This window comes from Tannerella forsythia 92A2 (assembly GCF_000238215.1).
Taxonomy (GTDB): Bacteria; Bacteroidota; Bacteroidia; order Bacteroidales; family Tannerellaceae; genus Tannerella; species Tannerella forsythia.
This window is the reverse complement of the sequence record NC_016610.1, coordinates 174,438-191,027: the sequence shown is the minus strand read 5'-3', so window position 1 is coordinate 191,027 and position 16,590 is coordinate 174,438. Positions and strand designations below refer to the sequence as shown.

Sequence of the window (16,590 nt, the reverse complement as noted above, 5' to 3'; positions counted from 1 at the left end):
CAACTAAATACCTCAACGGCTAAACACCTCAACGACTAAACATTTCAACAACTAAACATTTCAACAACCCAACCCCTCAACGCCCCGAAGGGGTTAGCCCGCACGGAGCACAAGGGCTGAAGGCCTGAATTAAATTCATTCTTATTTCTTCTATTGCGGAATCCGGGATAAAAAGAAAATTTGATGACAGTTGGATTCGTAAAAAGATTAGAATGAACGGTTAAAATGATTTTTTGCTCGGACGATTTTGGGGAATCTTCCGATAAGCGAAGGCCGTTTTCTCTTTACGGGATGCGAAAAGCCGGAGAAGTGCGCTCTTTGTTGGGGGGAGGATATTTAGAGGTAGCGATCTTTTTGCACAACAGTCGACGCTTCGAGTTCCAGCAGTTTCTTTTTGATGTCGAGCCCGCCTCCGTAACCGGTAAGCGTTCCGTCTGCACCGATGACGCGATGGCACGGTGTAACAATCGAAATGGGGTTGCGGTTGTTGGCCATTCCTGTAGCGCGATATCCATGCGGTGATCCGGCAGCTTCGGCTATCTGTTTGTAAGAGCGTGTCTGTCCGTATGGAATTTCACGGAGCGTCGCCCAAACGCGCTTTTGAAAGTCTGTGCCCTGTTCGTCGAGCGGAAGGTCGAAATGTCTGCGTCGCCCTGCAAAATATTCTTTCAATTCCGTTACTGCCTGTTTCAGCAGAGGGGTTTCTTTTTTGCATGCACCGGCAGGCAGAACATGCTCGTTCCTGACGTATTTGATGGCCGTAATCCCTCGACCGTTTTCACGATGCGTAACATGCCGACCGGCGATGCGTAATCTGTAAAATAATTCATAACGGGTAATTTTGACGTGTGCGAAGATACATCAAAAAAAGGGATGAAGTTTATGGAAACAGCAACACAAAGGTCGTTCGATGATTGGGGTCGTTCGATTTCAGTGAGATGGAACCTCCCGAAAGACGCATGATCTGGCGTGCAACGGACAGCCCGATGCCGCTGCCTCCTTCTTTGGTCGTAAAGAATGGCGTGAAAATATGTTCGGCTTCTTCGGGCGGGATGGCAGGACCGTTATTGCTGATCTCGATCACGATGGATTCATTGCTGTTGCACGAAGCCCGCACCATGATCTGTCCGTCGGGATGGTCGGGGCCGATGGCCTGTATGGCATTTTTCAGCAGGTTGAGTACGACTTGTCCGATCAGGTCTTCGTCGGCATACAGAATCAGGTCGTCCGGGCGGATATCGGTCTGTATGGCGATATGGGAAGCATGGTGGTGGCTGGCGAGCTGTGTCATCCGTTCGATAAACCTGCCGACATAGAAGAGGGTTGGCTGCGGAGTCGGGATATGTGTAAACCGGCGGTACGATTCGACGAAGGAGATCAGTCCTTTGCCGGTATCGCTGATCAGTTCGAGGCCGTTGCGGAGCTCTTCCTTCATTTCGTCGTGTCGCGAGAGGAGCGTGCTGCTGATCGAGGTGATGGGGGTGACGGAGTTCATGATCTCGTGTGTCAATACGCGCGTCAGACGAATCCATGTATCGACTTCCTTATCTTCCATTTCGCCGTGAATGTCGTTCATCGCGATAAGTTTCACGCGTTCGCCTTTCAAAACGGTTTCAGACACGCGGATAGAGAGGTTGACCGCTCCGCGTTCGTTACGGAACGAGAGGTGATATTTCTCGCCGGGCTGAAGATCGGTAAAACGTTCGGCAAGTTTCTCATCAATCCGTTCGAGCTGTCTGATGTGAGTAAATACGGGCAGTCCGAGCAGTCGGAGCGACTCGCTGTTTTGTTGGAGTACGAATCCTTTCTCGTTGATGACGACGATCCCTGTGTTGACTGAGTTCATAATCATCTCATAATATTTCTCCCGTTCTTTCGCGTCGGCTTTTGCCTGCAGGAGAATCTGGAGGATACGGTTCAGCGACTCGTTGATGATGCGCTCTTCGGTAGCATGCCGTGCTGTAGCGTAATGAAAAGCGTAATCGTTGTTATCCACGGCGTCGAACATAAAGGAGACCTTGCGGAGGTTGCGACGATAGAGCTGTACGCTCCATCCGAAGGCAAAAGCGACGGACAGCAGGCTTGCGGTAGCGGCGATCCAGCGATGCTGCATCACGAATACCGTGCTTGCGGCAACGAGTGCTGCAAGAACAATCAGTCGAAACGTCAGGCTGTTGTACAATCGCTTGTCCATCGAGGTCAGAGTCCGTAACGTTTGATTTTATTGTAGAGCGTCTGTCGCGAGATGCCGAGTTCGGAAGCCACGAGCGAGAGATTGCCGCGGTGCTTATCCATCGTGCGGCGAATCATGCGGCACTCCATCTCTTCGAGTGTGGTCGCATCGTTCGGCGGAGATTCGGACGGAGGGGCGGCGGACGGAAAATCGAAATCCTCCGCATCGAGCATCTTTCCGTCGCTGATGATAACGGCTTTCTCGATGGCATGTTCAAGTTCGCGGATATTGCCGTACCAGGGTTGCGCCTTCAGTTTGTCACACGCGGCAGGCGTGAGGATCAGTTCCGGTTTGCCGTACAACTGTGCCTGTTTACGGAGAAAGATATGTGCCAGCGGCGCGATGTCGTCCGTCCGTTCGCGCAGCGGCGGGATATGCAGGTGAATGGTGTTGATGCGATAGAGCAGGTCTTCCCGGAAAAGTTCTTTTCTGACCATGGTGTCGAGGTCGCGGTTCGTGGCGCACAGGAGGCGAATATTGACCGGTATGGGCGTATTGCTTCCGACGCGCACGATGCTGCGCTGTTGCAGGGCTGTGAGCAGCTTGGCCTGCAAATGATAGGAGAGGTTGCCGATCTCGTCGAGAAAGAGCGTACCGTTATCGGCTGCTTCAAACTTGCCGGGACGGTCGGAGTGAGCGCCGGTGAATGCGCCTTTGACATGGCCGAAAAGCTCGCTTTCAAAGAGTGTTTCGGTAACGGCGCCCATATCGACGGCCACCATCGGATGACGATTACGTGCCGACAGCCGGTGAATCTCGCGTGCAATCATTTCTTTTCCCGTGCCGTTCTCGCCCGTGATCAGAATATTGGCATCGGTATACGCCACTTTTTCCGTGAGCATGCGCAGTTGCTGCATCGCTTCGCAGTCGCCCCAAAACATGCGGCTTGTCTCGGCGGTGGAGGTGGCCGCTATTCGTTTGTCTTGCAGCGTGCGGGCCCGGAGAGCCGTCTGCAAGGCTTCGGTCAGTTTGTCGTTGTCCCAGGGTTTGACAACGAAGTCCGAAGCGCCTTCTTTGATGCCTCGCACGGCCAGTTCGATATCGGCGTATGCCGTAAAGAGTACAACCTGTACCGAGGCGTCGATCTTCTTGATCCGGGAGAGCCAGAAAAGACCTTCATTCCCGCTGTTGATCCCTGCACTGAAGTTCATATCGAGCAATACCACATCCACCGGTTCGTCGTGCAGAATCGTTCGGATGCGGTCGGGCGCGGAGGTTGTGATTACCCGGGCAAACTGTGGTCGCAGCAGCAATTCCACGGCCGCAAGGATGCCCTTGTTGTCGTCGACCACGAGAATGGTACCTTGTCGTTTCGTCTTGTTCATGCGTTTTCTTTGAAAGTCGATTTGCCGCTTAAAAGATTATTTAAATAGTAGATTTCTTTGATCGCTGAGATGGAAGAAACGGGAGTACCTAAGGTGGTAGACAGCTCACTGTGTATCTTTTCAACCTCTTGTGCCTGTTCTTTATTCAACACCTCCGTTTGGATAATTTTCCCAAAGGGGATTGTATAGAGAGGAGTACCCTTGAGGGATAAATCAGTATTGATTTTGATGTTTTTTTGTGAAAGAACACGAATGTATTCGTTTCCTTTGTAGGCGATCTTCACAAAAATCGAATCATCGGGTTTGGCAAAGGAGGTAAAAAATAAAGATGACTTATCGAACAGTGCGTTTGTATATTCGTAATTTTGTTTTTTTGACATTAAGGTAGATACTGCAATACGGTTGACAAAGCCGTTTTCATAGATATACAGCAAGTATCCGGATAGATATTCGTCGTATAACGGCAATGCGATTCGTGTGTTATGTTGGTAGGGGAATTCTTTGGAGAGCATGAATTTTCCTGATTCGAGGATGGAGAAAAATGCAATGGCCTCTTGTTCTTTATTCGTTTTTAAAACGGAAGTGTAAATGGGAGGAACCTCTGTTTGAGGTAAAGGATGCGCCGATTCGACAGGTAGTTTATAGGTCGGTATGTTTACCGGAAAGATATTATCTGCTTGATCGGCAGAAGTATTTTCCAATTCTTTGAAAGGTGTTTCTGTATTTTTTTTCGACAGGATAAGCGCACTTCGGCGTTCTTTCAACAGTCGGATTTCCGGCGTATCCAACGGCCGGGTGGAGTTACCTTGCCGTTGCCATACGATGCCTTTGTAGGAGACTGCCTGATGGTACGAAGGTACGGATACGGCACAAACCGTTTTTTCGTTGAATGAATGAAAGTCGATTAAAATCAGACTGTTTATATCTTTTCCTAAGTCTTTTACAATGTATTTTCGTATCAGCAGTTGATATTTGTCTTCATTACAACGTAAGTAGTTTAAATCCGTTTCGATGCCGCGCGGATAACCGATATCATTTACGCCGATATACAAGATACCGCCATCGGCATTCAGAAAGCCGCAAATCGTTGTAAGGATATGTTCCATCTGCTTATCGATATCCGCTTCGTGATTACTTTCGGGTGGGTAGACGATTGTCGATTTGAACTCTTTGGTATTCCCTTCTCGTCCGAAATTGATATTTTCTGTTTGGGGAGCAGGGGCTTTTCCCTCTTCGATAGCAAGCAGAGCCAAGATTTTTGCATTGACGGATTTAGCGATGTCCGGAAAAGCCGTGCGGGCAAAGTGTTGTATGAGAAGCAGGCGAGCCAAGTCGGAGATTTGTTTTTCGTTGGAAAGGATTTGTGTTTGCAAGGTCGCAACACAATCGATGGAATCGTTCTTTGCCGAGAGCATGGAAAGAATACGCAAGGGCTTGGACAGTCGCGGATATTGTTGTACGGCTGCGTCATCGATGATAGCGTCGTCCATTGTTTTTTTATGCAGGAATTTGTGCAACTCTTTCAAATACAGAATACGATAGGTATAATAAGATTCAAGGGACGAGGAGTTTACGATTTTTGCCAAAAGCCGAGTCGTGTTGAACAGATTGAAACGTAGAATATGGTCTTGGGTCGATTCGGCATGAAGGTCGATGATGTAAATCAGTTGGCGTACATAGTCGCTCTCCAGATAAAAATTGTTTATGCTATTGTCCATCTTGCTTTCGTCGGCATCATAATCTTCTGTTCTCTCATCGATATAGTAACTTATTAGATCGGCTACGGCTTTCGAGGTGTCTATCGTAACATCTTCCGGTGCCGCTTCTTCAATTTCCGCCTTAACGTAACCGTTTTTGTATACACTCGTTAGCCTCAGCATATAAATATCGTCAATCTCAAGTTCCGAAGAAGTATCGGGAGACGGAAGCGTATAGAGCGGATATCCTTTTTCACTGACCCATATATCCAGATTTTCTTTTTGGGCAAGCAGCTTGGCATATGTGTAATCGTCTTTATGAAACCGGGCACTGATGGAAAAACCGATTTCTTCTAAGATGGAAAAAGAAAGCCGGTTATCCGACGTTTCGAGTACATGTGCAGTTACAAGATCACCGACTACGAAAATATCGGATAATGTATTGAGCTTGATACGTGAAACCTGACTGGCATGCAGGACGCCATACCCCTCATACCGATCATCTTCGATACTGGCGAAAGCAAGCAGCGGGTAAGCCGGATTCATTTTGGTGATTCTGACTTTTAGCGAGGTGCCTGCAGGGGGTGTTTCTTTCATATGATGCTGTTCGAAGACCGGTTTCGCTTTAAAATCATCGAACGCAGTATTCCAGGCTTTGTACAGCAGATGGATATCCGTACAGGAATTCAGATCGGTAGGGGAGGGGTGGAACGTATTTATTTTAATCGTATCCTCCCATAAAGAAAGTAATTTATGATTCCGTTTTCGGATAAGAGGATTCGGATGGGGAGACAGGGTAATCCGCTGGTCGGATAAGTTAATGACACCGTTTCCTTCGAAAGAAAATGAATTTTTGTTTTCAAGTATATCTTCAATGAAATATGAGATTTTATCGACGAACAGCGGAAATGAAAAAAGAATCAATTCCTCCCATGTATATTCCGGGGGACGACTGTTCCGTTTTAAAAAAGTACTTAGCATAAGATTTTTCAGGGCTGGTGTACGGCGTTCGTCTAATAGGTATAAATAGCGGTAAAACATCAACCGGTGTACGATATTGATCTCGCTGTCTGCTGCTCTGCTAATCAAAAATTCGGCACCGGCAATTTGGATCAAGCTCTCTGCTTTTTGCCGAATTTCTGCCGTGATTTCTCCTGTGAGTAATATCGTATCTATCCGGTCACATTCTTTTTTTATCAACGATTCGAGGTTGTTTATCCAAAAACTATAGGAAAAAAGAGAAGATGCGTATTCGATAAAAAATCTGAATAAACGAAGATAGGCGATCGTCCTGCCCGTAAGCGCTTGCGGATCGTACAGGAATAAATACATGAGTATGTTTATTTTTTTCTCCAGATTATAAATATGGATGTCCGGTATCTCCGTTTTAGCGGACAAGTCAGAAATAAACAAACTGACTTTGTTTTCTTGAATGATGGACAACGCTTCCTGATGTGCGTAAGCTTTGTGCAACATCTGTTCGGCACGGAAAAGGATGGAAGAATGTTTGTTTTCCGGATAAAGGTTTAAAAAGCGTCTGTTTTCCAGAAGATGTTCTTCGATACGAATATAAAGACTCAGTATGGTTTGCGTTCTATCGGTATCTTCCCGACATTTTTCGTAAAGACGGTCCAATGCTTTTAAGAAAGCGAATATCCAAAAAGGCGAACCCGTTTTCAACAAAGACATAAAATCGGAATCCGAGGATTTATAGACAGCCTTTTTCGACAGTTCTTCAAAGAGGGCTACTTGTTCTTCTGTCGCGTTGATCATTCGCATAAATGCCCTTCCATTCGTATAGTCCTCATATAGAATATCCATATTGTATAAAATAAAATTAATGATAATATAGAAATATAATACATATATAATAATAACGCATATACATAATGCTTCGCAAAGTTAGGAAAAAAAATGAACTGTCTGGGGCATGTCTTTTATTGTTGGCTCGTCTGTTTATGTCCAAAAATTGGACACAGACGTCCAATTTTTGGACACAGGCTGTTCTTGAATGATTTTATAAATTTTTTGATGTTAGTGATTTGAGTGTTTTGGCATGGTTTTGGCATCTTATATATATCGTGAACTAATTTTGAAATGATGAGGAAGATTTTTTGGAATATGTTTTTAAGTATCGCGATTACGTCGGGCGGGATAGCTCAGGAACGATACTGGACGATGGACGACTGCATGCGCTATGCGGTGGAAAATAGTCCGAAGGTGCGACAGAAGCAGCATTTGAACGACTCGTACAGGGCGGCGCACCATTCGGCGGTAGCGAGCTTCTTCCCGTCGATCGGTGCAAATGTAGGCGGGCAGTTCAGCTTCGGACGGTCTATCGACCCGAAAACGAATACGTATAACAACATCTCGACGTTTAATAATTCCTACGGAATCAGCGCTTCTCTGCCTCTCTTTGACGGCGGACAGCTGATCAACAACCGGAAGATGACGCATATCCGCCGTTTGTACGGTCTTCAGGAAGAACAACGTGCCAAAGACGATGTGGCGCTGGCCGTGATGGAGGCGTTTATCAACATGATCTACTATCGGGGGACGGTGAAACTGGCTTCCGACAAGTTGAATGAAAGCAGGCATACCCTCTACAAAACACGCCGGATGGAAGAGTTGGGCATGAAGGGCAAAGCCGATGTGGCGCAGTTCGAGGCTCAGGTAGCGGCCGACGATTATAACCTGACCCGCCAACAAAACCTCTACGCGTCGGCCTTCTTGAAACTCCGGGAGAACATGAATTACGGCGGGGCCGACTCGTTACGCATCGATACGGCCGTCTACGTGCCCGAAACGCTCTCCTTCCCCGAGTCGGTCAGCGATATTTACGCGTATGCCGGCACGCATAACCCCGTCGCACTCTCGGCCCAATACCAATCCAAGGCCGCCCGCTACGAATACCGCATGGCCAAAGGAGCCATGTTCCCTCGACTGTCGTTCGAAGCCGGCGTATCAACCAACTATTTCAAAAATCTGTCGAGCGGAGAAACCGTTTCGTTCGGAAAGCAGTTTTTCGACAATAACCGCGGCGAATACCTTGCCATGGTGCTCCGTATCCCCTTGTTCGACGGACTGAGACGATATAGCGAAGCGCGTCGTGCGCGTAACGCCATGCGGATTGCCAACGAACAGCGCGATGAAGTGATGCGACAGTTACAGACAGCTGTCGAACAGGCCGTTTTAGACCGAGACGGATTTGCAAAAGAAACCGTACAGATGGAAAAAAAAGTAGAAGCAGACGAAATCTCCTATCATCTTACCCTGCGCAAATACGAAGAAGGCCTGATGAGTCCGATCGATCTGCAAACGGCAGCCAATACACTGATCGAGGCGCGTGCCAACCTGTTGCAGAAACGATTGTCGTATATGCTTAAAAGCAGATTGGTGGCATATTATAAAGGAGAAGGAATTATCGGGAAATCCGAAGAATAATCACGGCATGTCAAAAGGGTAAAATGCAATGCCGGAAAGGTAAATGCGATGTCAGATCGAAAAAATATATCGTCAGAACGGAAAAATGCGACGTCAGAAGAGAAAAATATACTGTCAGACTTATATTTATAACATGGAATAGAATATAAATACTTACTGCAATGGATATACAATTGGAAAAAAAGAAAGGGATACGAAAAAAACATCTTCCCTATATTGTCGGGGGGATTGCTTTTTTATTGCTTGTCGGATGGATGATTTTCGGCAATCATGCGTCGACGCTGCGTGTAGACGCGCGAGGCATCAGCATCGGCCATGTAACACATGAACAGTTCAATGATTTTGTGCGTGTAGACGGGCAGGTACAGCCGATCACGGTCGTGCAGCTCAGCCCCGAAGAGGGCGGAATCGTGCAGGAAAAAGTCGTAGAAGAAGGGGCGCAGGTACGCAGAGGAGATATCATCGTCCGGCTGAGCAACTCGAACCTCGACCTGCAAATCCTGAATGCCGAAGCCGAACTGGCCGAAAAGCAGAATCTGCTGCGCAATACACAGGTGACAATGGAACAGGACCGCCTCCGGAACAAGACGGAGAAGCTGCAACTCGACCTCGACATCACACGGCGACAGCGGACGTACCGTCAGCAGGAAAAACTCTACGACGAGAAGCTGATCGCCCGCGAGGATTTCCTGCAAGCGAAAGAAGACTACGAACTGGTGCAGCAAAAACATGCACTCATCATCGAGCGGCTGCATCAAGACTCGATCTATCGATCCATTCAGATGGATCAGATGGAAGATAACCTCGCGAACATGCGGCGTAACGTGCTGCTTATCCGCGAACGCAAGGAAAACCTGAACGTGCGCTCCCAGATCGACGGCGAGCTCGGACTGTTGGACGTCGTGCTCGGACAGAATGTTTCACCCGGACAAAAAATCGGGCAGATCAACGATTTGTCGGACTACAAGATCGAAGCCTTGATCGACGAGCATTACATCGACCGTGTAAAAGCCGGGCTGGCCGCCACGTTCGAGCGTCAAGGCGGGAATTTCGAACTGTCCGTCCGCAAAGTCTATCCCGAAGTGCGAGACGGTAAATTCCGCACGGACTTTGTCTTTACCGGCGAACGCCCCGACAATATCCGAAGCGGGCAAACATACTACATCAATCTTCAGCTCGGACAACCCACCGAAAGCATCATCATCCCGAAGGGTACGTTCTTTCAGAGTACGGGCGGAAACTGGATTTTTGTGCTCGATAAGGACGGGAAAAAGGCTTACCGCCGCAAAATCAGGATCGGCCGGCAGAATCCGCAGTATTACGAAGTGCTTGAAGGCCTCGAAGCCGGCGAACGCGTCGTGATCTCAAGCTACGAAAGCTATAAAAACAGTGAAATACTGATCCTGTCAAAGTGAATCGTTGGTTAGGTTGTTGAGTTGTTGAATTGTTGAGTTGTTGAATTGTTTGCTGAAAACCGAAAACTAAATAACCATTGACAATTTGGGAAAAAGCCCTGAAAGGGCGCGTTAATTCAGCCCAATGCGCAGCGTTGGGAGAAAAAAGCAACCCCACATCGGAGGGCTGTAAGCCTGAATTAATGTTGGTGTAATTGTTGAACTGTTGATTTGTTGAATTGTTGATTTGTTGAATTGTTTGATTGTTGAATTGTTTAAGCAACTAAACAACTAAACATCTAAACAACTCAACATCCGAAGGACTGAAAACTAAAAAAAAAATGAAACGGGAAATGATCATTGCGCTTCGTTCGTTGACCAAACGCGGACGGAACAACGGAATTAAGATTATCTCGCTGGCCGCAGGGCTTGCGATGGGATTGGTGCTGATTGCCAAAATCTACTTTGAGCAGTCGTACGATGCGTTCTATCCCGATTCGGAACGTATTTTCCGGCTGAACCAGAAAATCATTCAGAATAATGAGCTGAAAGAATATCCTCAAGTGAGCGGCGGCGTGGCTGTCGGGATGAGGGAAGAGGTGCCGGGCGTGGAAATGGCTACGCGATGCACCGGAATTTACGACGGCGAAGCCTATACCGACGATGGAAAAGGATATACGGTATCCGTGATTGCCGCCGACGAATACTTCTTCGATGTGTTTCCTCGCAAGATATTGCAGGGAGATGCGAAAGCCGTCTTATCGAAAAAAGGCGCCGTTTTGATTTCGGAAGAGCTGGCTCGGAAGATCGGGGGCGACGTCATGGGAAAAACACTTTGCCTCGGAAGCAAGAATAAGAATAAAATCCCTATCGGCGGCGTCTTCGAAACCGTACCGGAGAATGCTCATCAGCGTTACGATGCAGTCATAACCCTTCAGGTGATGGTTTCACCCGATTACGACGGTACCATGAACTGGTTAGGGAATGACCGTTATCGCGGCTATGTGAAGCTCTATCCCGGTGTCGAGCCCGATAGTCTGGCCGAACCGATGCGGGCGATGCAGAAGAAATATCAGGATTTTGAGGTCTTGAAAAAGGCCGGTGTCGATCTGAGTTATACGCTTACCCGGCTGACCGATCTGCACCGAAAGACACCTGAGGTAAAATCGATGACCTCGTTGCTGATCATGCTCGCTTTCGTACTGATCTTCGCGGCGGTGATGAACTATGTGTTAGTCGTCATTTCGTCGTTTGTCAGCCGAACGAAAGAAGTAGCCGTACATAAATGTTACGGAGCGTCGGGCAGAAACATCGGCGGGATGATTGTTTCCGAAACGTTTCTTCATCTGTTGATTTCGATTGCGCTGGCGCTGTTGCTTATCTTTGCGTTTCGCGGCACGGTAGAGGAGTTGCTGGCCGCGTCGCTTCGGGCACTTTTCTCGTCACAGAGCATTACAATCCTTGTGGCCGTGTGTATGGTCGTGTTTCTCGTGACGGGGCTGCTCCCCGGTCATCTTTTCGCGCGTATCCCCGTCGGGGCGGCTTTCCGGAATTATCGCGAATCGCGCCGTTACTAGAAACTTGCGTTGCTGTTCGTACAATTTATCGGTGTAGGCTTCCTGTTCTCTTTCCTTGTGATCATTACTCTTCAGCATAGACGCATGACGAACGACAATCCCGGATATAACTATGAGCAGCTCGCCTACTTCAATATGGGGGGCACAGATTCTACGCTGCGCTCCAAAATCGTCGACGAGGTGGGACGTCTTCCCGAAGTGGCCGCCGTCACCACGTTTTCGGAGCTTCCTTTCGAAAAACAGTCTGGAAATAACGTCTACCTTCCGGGCAATGATCGTGAAATGTTTAATATTGCAGACCTGTACTGGGTGGGTAACCGTTATCTGGAAACGATGGAAATCCCGGTCGTGGGAGGACGTTCGTTTACGGAAAACGTCTCATCGTCGCACGAAGTAATGGTCAGCCGCCGGTTTGTGGAGAAAATGAAGAACTTTGCCGACTGGAGCGACGGGGCGATTGGCAAAGAAATTCTGATTACGGAACACAGTCAGAGTATGAAACAGCCTTTTACCATTTGCGGCGTATACGAAGATATCCGCATCAACAGCATCGAGAACGAAGATACGCGCCCTTCGGTGATGTTCTATGCTCCCGATGTGCAATGGACGCGTATGCTGCTGGTTAAGTTTCATACCTTGACGCCGGAAGGTATGACGCATGTGCAGGAAACGATACAGGCGCTGCTGCCCGATCAGAATGTGGCGATAAACGACTGGCGTGCGGAGATGACGAATTTATACCGTTCTTCGCGGCTGTTTCGCGATTCGGTGATGATCGGATGTATCATCACGTTGATTATTGCGTTGACCGGATTGATCGGATATACGCGCGATGAGATCAACCGTCGCCGGAAAGAAATAGCGATCCGTAAAATCAACGGGGCAACCTTTAAAGAAGTCTTGTTGCTCTTCGAGCGTGACATTATCCGTATAGCCGTTCCCGCATTGATCGGCGGCTGTGCTCTGGCGGCGTATTCGGCCGCCGGATGGCTTTCGGGCTTCTCCGAAAAGGTTTCGCTGGCATGGTACCTGTTCGCGATATGCGGCCTGATGATGCTGGGAGTAATCATAACCGTGGTGGCATTCCATGTACGGAGTGCGGCGAACGATAACCCGGTGAAAAGTTTGAGGAGTGAATAGATGAAAAGTGAAGAACGAAAAGTGAAAAGTGAAGAGTGATGCCCTTCGGGCGTTGAGTTGTCGAATTGTTGAGTTGTTGAATTGTTGAGTTGTTTGTTACTGATCGCTGAAAACTAAATAACCATTGACAATTTGAGAAAAAGCCCTGAAAGGGCATGTTAATTCAGCCCAATGCACAGCGTTGGGAGAAAAAGCAACCCCACGTCAGAGGGCTGTAAGCCTGAATTAATATTGGTATAACTGTTGAATTATTGAATTGTTTGCTGATTACTGAATGCTGAACGCTGACTGCTAAAAAATAAAAAATATGAACTTAAAATCTTTTTTGAAGTTTCTTTCCAGAAACAAATTGTATACGGTGATTAATGTCGTCGGTCTTTCCGTATCGCTGATGTTTGTGATACTGATCGGTATTTATGTCGTACAGGAGCTGTCGGTCGATCAGTTTCAGCAGGATGGCGACCGCATCTACATCTTGGGAGATGTGAATAAAGATGGCAGCAGAGACTATCTGAATGCTTTGCCCGTAGCATGGCGCGTGCAGGACCGTTATCCGGAGGTAGAAGCTGCCTGTCCCGTGGTGATAGAAACCATGCCTCAACATGTTAAATTGCAGAAGGGAGCGGACGAAAGTTTGAAGACCACTCTGCTCATGGCGGATTCTTCATTCTTCTCCTTCTTTTCGTTCGGCTTGAAAAAAGGGCTGGAGCATCGTGTCTTGGAGTCGATGCAGTCGGCCGTTGTATCGGAATCGTTTGCGCAGCGTGCATTCGGCAATGAAAGCCCGATGGGCAGGAGTATTTGGTTGAACGATACAGTGTCGGTGATCGTCAGTGGCGTGATGGAAGATATGAAACCGTCCGTCATCCCTTCATCCGATATCGTCATCCGTGTCGAGCATCTACCGACATTCAACAGTTCGGTCGGTTTGACAAATTATAACAATGCAGGCAGTACGGTGGCTTTCCTGAAATTGAAAGCCGGTGCTGACCTGTCTGTCAAGCTCGACGATATGCGCGACTGGTTCAAAACGTTCTATTGGATGTATGCGAAAGGCTATTCCGAACAACCGACTTTGACAAAGCTGCCCGATGTGTATTTCTCTCAGGCCGGTTGGCCTTTGAAAGGCGGTGATAAACGGTTTGTCCTGATTCTGACATCGGTCGGATTAGTGATTCTTATTTTCTCCATCATCAATTACATCAACCTGACAATGGCGCAATCGGGTTTCCGTGCCAAGGAGATGGCGCTGCGGCGGTTGCTCGGTTCGGAACGTACGATGCTTTTCATGCGGTTGTTGTTCGAGTCGTTCGTGATGGTGCTGGTGTCGTTTGGTGTGGGGATATTGCTTGCGGGCGGTTTCGTGCCTTTCGTGAATGACCTTCTGCAGACCAATATCTCTTTGCGCATCTTACTTACGCCGGCAGGTATCGGAGCTATGGCAGCTGTTATTGCCGTGTTAAGCGTCTTATCGGGATTGCTTCCGGCCGTCATGATATCGAACACGAAATCGATCGAGGTGGTGCGTGGTACGTTCCGTCGCCGCACGAAGATGACCTTCAGCAAGGTGTTTATCACGCTGCAAAATGTCGTAACGATCGTGATGATCGCGTGTGCCCTGACAATGTACCTGCAAATACGCCATCTCATCGATGCACCGTTAGGATACCGGACGGAGAATATTATCGATATGTGGAATAATTTTGATAATCCGGAGCAGTCGAGCGTGTTTCGGAATGAGGTGCGGCAGTTGGCGTGCGTGCATCGTGTGGCGGTGTCGCAGGGTACACCTTTCAACCGAGGTAATAATTACAGCGGAAGCTACGAGGGGAAGAATATCAGTTCGCAAAATATCAATGGCGATTCAACTTTTTTCAGTATGCTCGGTCTGGAGATCATCCGCAACAACCGCCTTGCACCGGGCGAAGGCACTTTCGTGAACGAAGAATTTCTACGCCAGACCGGTCTTTCGGAAGAGGCTCCGTGTTTTCATTATTATGACCGCGAGATCAAAATAGCCGGCGTGATCAGGGACTTCCAGATGGCAAACATTACACATGTCAAAGAACCTGTTTTTATGAAAGTGCAAAAAGAAGCAGACATAAATGCGTGGAATATCCTGATCGAGGTGCAGGGTGATCCTTACGAGGCTTATCGTGAAATTGCGAGTGTTTATCAACGTATTACCGGCCGCGAGTTCGAAGGAAAATATATTGATCAGCAGGTGATGGACTCGTTCGATTCGCAGCGACGGACGGCAAAGATCGTTACGCTTTTTGCGGGGATTGCCGTGTTGATTTCGCTGCTTGGATTGTTGGCCATGTCGACGTATTTTATCCGTCAGCGGCTGAAAGAAGTGGCGGTGCGCAAAGTGTTCGGTTCGACAACGAATGAAGTGATGAGAAGGTTAGTACGAACATTCCTTTCGTATGTGGGGATGGCATTCGTAGTTGCCGTACCGTTGATCTGGTATTTTATGAGCGGGTGGCTGTCGGATTATGCGTATCGCATATCGCTCTCGGTGTGGATTTATCTTACAGCCTTTGTATTTTGCCTGATCATCTCGTTTCTTACAGTCTTCTGGCAAGCGCTGCGTGCAGCACGTACGAACCCTGTGAAAAGTTTGAGGAGTGAATAGATGAAAAGTGAAAAACGAAAAGTGAAAAGTGAAGAGTGATGCCCTTCGGGCGTTGAGTTGTTGAATTGTTGAGTTGTTTGTTACTGATCGCTGAAAACTAAATGACCATTGACAATTTGGGAAAAAGCCCTGAAAGGGCGCGTTAATTCAGCCCAATGCGTAGCGTTGGGAGAAAAAAGCAACCCCTCGTCAGAGGGCTGTAAGCCTGAATTAATGTTGGTGTAATTGTTGAGTTGTTTGCTGATTACTGAATACTGAAAACTAAATAAAAAATAACAATCATGATTAAAGTAGAAAATTTGACGAAGTATTTTGAGACGGAAGAAGTGCAGACGATTGCGCTGAACAAGGTATCGATGGAAGTGAAAGATGGCGAATTTGTCGCGATTATGGGCCCTTCGGGCTGCGGCAAATCGACCCTGCTGAACATCCTCGGACTGTTGGATAACCCGACCGAAGGGAATTATTTCCTCGGCGAACATGAAGTCGGCCATCTCAAAGAGAAAGAGCGTACACAGGTGCGCAAAGGCAATATCGGGTTCGTGTTCCAGAGTTTCAACCTGATCGACGAACTGAACGTGTTCGAGAACGTAGAACTGCCGCTGACGTATCTCGGCATCAAATCCGCCGAACGTAAGGAACGTGTAGCCGCCATCCTGAAGCGGATGAGCATCGGCCATCGGGAAAAGCATTTCCCGCAACAGCTCTCGGGCGGACAACAGCAGCGTGTGGCCATCGCACGTGCCGTGGTCGCTAACCCGAAGCTGATCCTCGCCGACGAGCCGACAGGTAATCTCGACTCGAAAAACGGTCTCGAAGTGATTCAACTGCTGACCGAGCTGCACAATGAGGGTACAACGATCGTCATGGTTACTCACTCGCAGCACGACGCAGGCTTTGCCGACCGCATCGTCAACCTCTTCGACGGACAAATCGTGCATACGACAAGACTGTAGGAGATAAACGAAAAGCGTATTTTCTTAAGTAGTCAAAGCAGTTAATGTAGACGGGCGACCCTCAGTGTTCGCCCGTCATAACGCCGATTATGAACATCCCCCCTTCAAAGGGGGAATGCAAAAGCGAAGCGCACGAAGCCTTGACCTTTTGGTTACTTTTGGGTCAAGCCAAAAGTGACAGAAAAA

The 16,590-nt window shown here is 48.0% G+C and carries 10 protein-coding genes and 1 pseudogene; 6 read left to right on the top strand and 5 right to left on the bottom strand.

Going from position 1 to position 16,590, the window contains the following annotated elements; all coding sequences use genetic code 11:
- Positions 1-336 precede the first annotated feature (336 nt).
- From BFO_RS00760 to BFO_RS00745, 5 genes and pseudogenes are all read right to left on the bottom strand, one after another.
- Entirely contained in the window at positions 337-672 is a 336-nt protein-coding gene (locus tag BFO_RS00760; protein WP_014223633.1) for a methylated-DNA--[protein]-cysteine S-methyltransferase, read from the bottom strand.
- 9 nt (positions 673-681) lie between these two features.
- Positions 682-729, bottom strand: a pseudogene (locus BFO_RS16510) (hypothetical protein); the annotation flags it as partial.
- Between the two features lie 151 nt (positions 730-880).
- Complete coding sequence (locus BFO_RS00755) at positions 881-2,194, bottom strand: sensor histidine kinase (RefSeq protein WP_014223632.1); 1,314 nt, start codon at positions 2,192-2,194, stop codon at positions 881-883.
- 5 nt (positions 2,195-2,199) lie between these two features.
- Entirely contained in the window at positions 2,200-3,558 is a 1,359-nt protein-coding gene (locus tag BFO_RS00750) for a sigma-54-dependent transcriptional regulator (RefSeq protein ID WP_014223631.1), read from the bottom strand.
- Positions 3,555-7,076, bottom strand: coding sequence for an RNA-binding domain-containing protein (locus BFO_RS00745; protein WP_014223630.1), 3,522 nt, complete (start codon positions 7,074-7,076; stop codon positions 3,555-3,557). Before BFO_RS00745 ends, BFO_RS00750 begins: the two co-directional genes overlap by 4 nt.
- Positions 7,077-7,355: 279 nt before the next feature.
- Here BFO_RS00745 and BFO_RS00740 point away from each other — a divergent pair, with 279 nt between their 5' ends.
- From BFO_RS00740 to BFO_RS00720, 6 genes are all read left to right on the top strand, one after another.
- Entirely contained in the window at positions 7,356-8,699 is a 1,344-nt protein-coding gene (locus BFO_RS00740) for a TolC family protein (protein ID WP_041591003.1), read from the top strand.
- A 161-nt stretch (positions 8,700-8,860) separates the two neighbouring features.
- Positions 8,861-10,114 (top strand): efflux RND transporter periplasmic adaptor subunit, encoded by a 1,254-nt coding sequence (locus tag BFO_RS00735; RefSeq protein WP_014223627.1) that lies wholly within the window; start codon positions 8,861-8,863, stop codon positions 10,112-10,114.
- A 320-nt stretch (positions 10,115-10,434) separates the two neighbouring features.
- Positions 10,435-11,670, top strand: a complete 1,236-nt coding sequence (locus BFO_RS15985; protein ID WP_244262931.1) for an ABC transporter permease — start codon at positions 10,435-10,437, stop codon at positions 11,668-11,670.
- Between the two features lie 84 nt (positions 11,671-11,754).
- Positions 11,755-12,810 carry an ABC transporter permease gene (locus tag BFO_RS15980; protein ID WP_244262930.1) on the top strand — a complete coding sequence of 352 codons (1,056 nt, stop codon included), beginning with the start codon at positions 11,755-11,757 and terminating at the stop codon, positions 12,808-12,810.
- A 307-nt stretch (positions 12,811-13,117) separates the two neighbouring features.
- Positions 13,118-15,448, top strand: a complete 2,331-nt coding sequence (locus BFO_RS00725) for an ABC transporter permease (protein ID WP_014223626.1) — start codon at positions 13,118-13,120, stop codon at positions 15,446-15,448.
- 281 nt (positions 15,449-15,729) lie between these two features.
- Positions 15,730-16,404, top strand: coding sequence for an ABC transporter ATP-binding protein (locus BFO_RS00720; RefSeq protein WP_014223625.1), 675 nt, complete (start codon positions 15,730-15,732; stop codon positions 16,402-16,404).
- Positions 16,405-16,590: the final 186 nt, after the last annotated feature.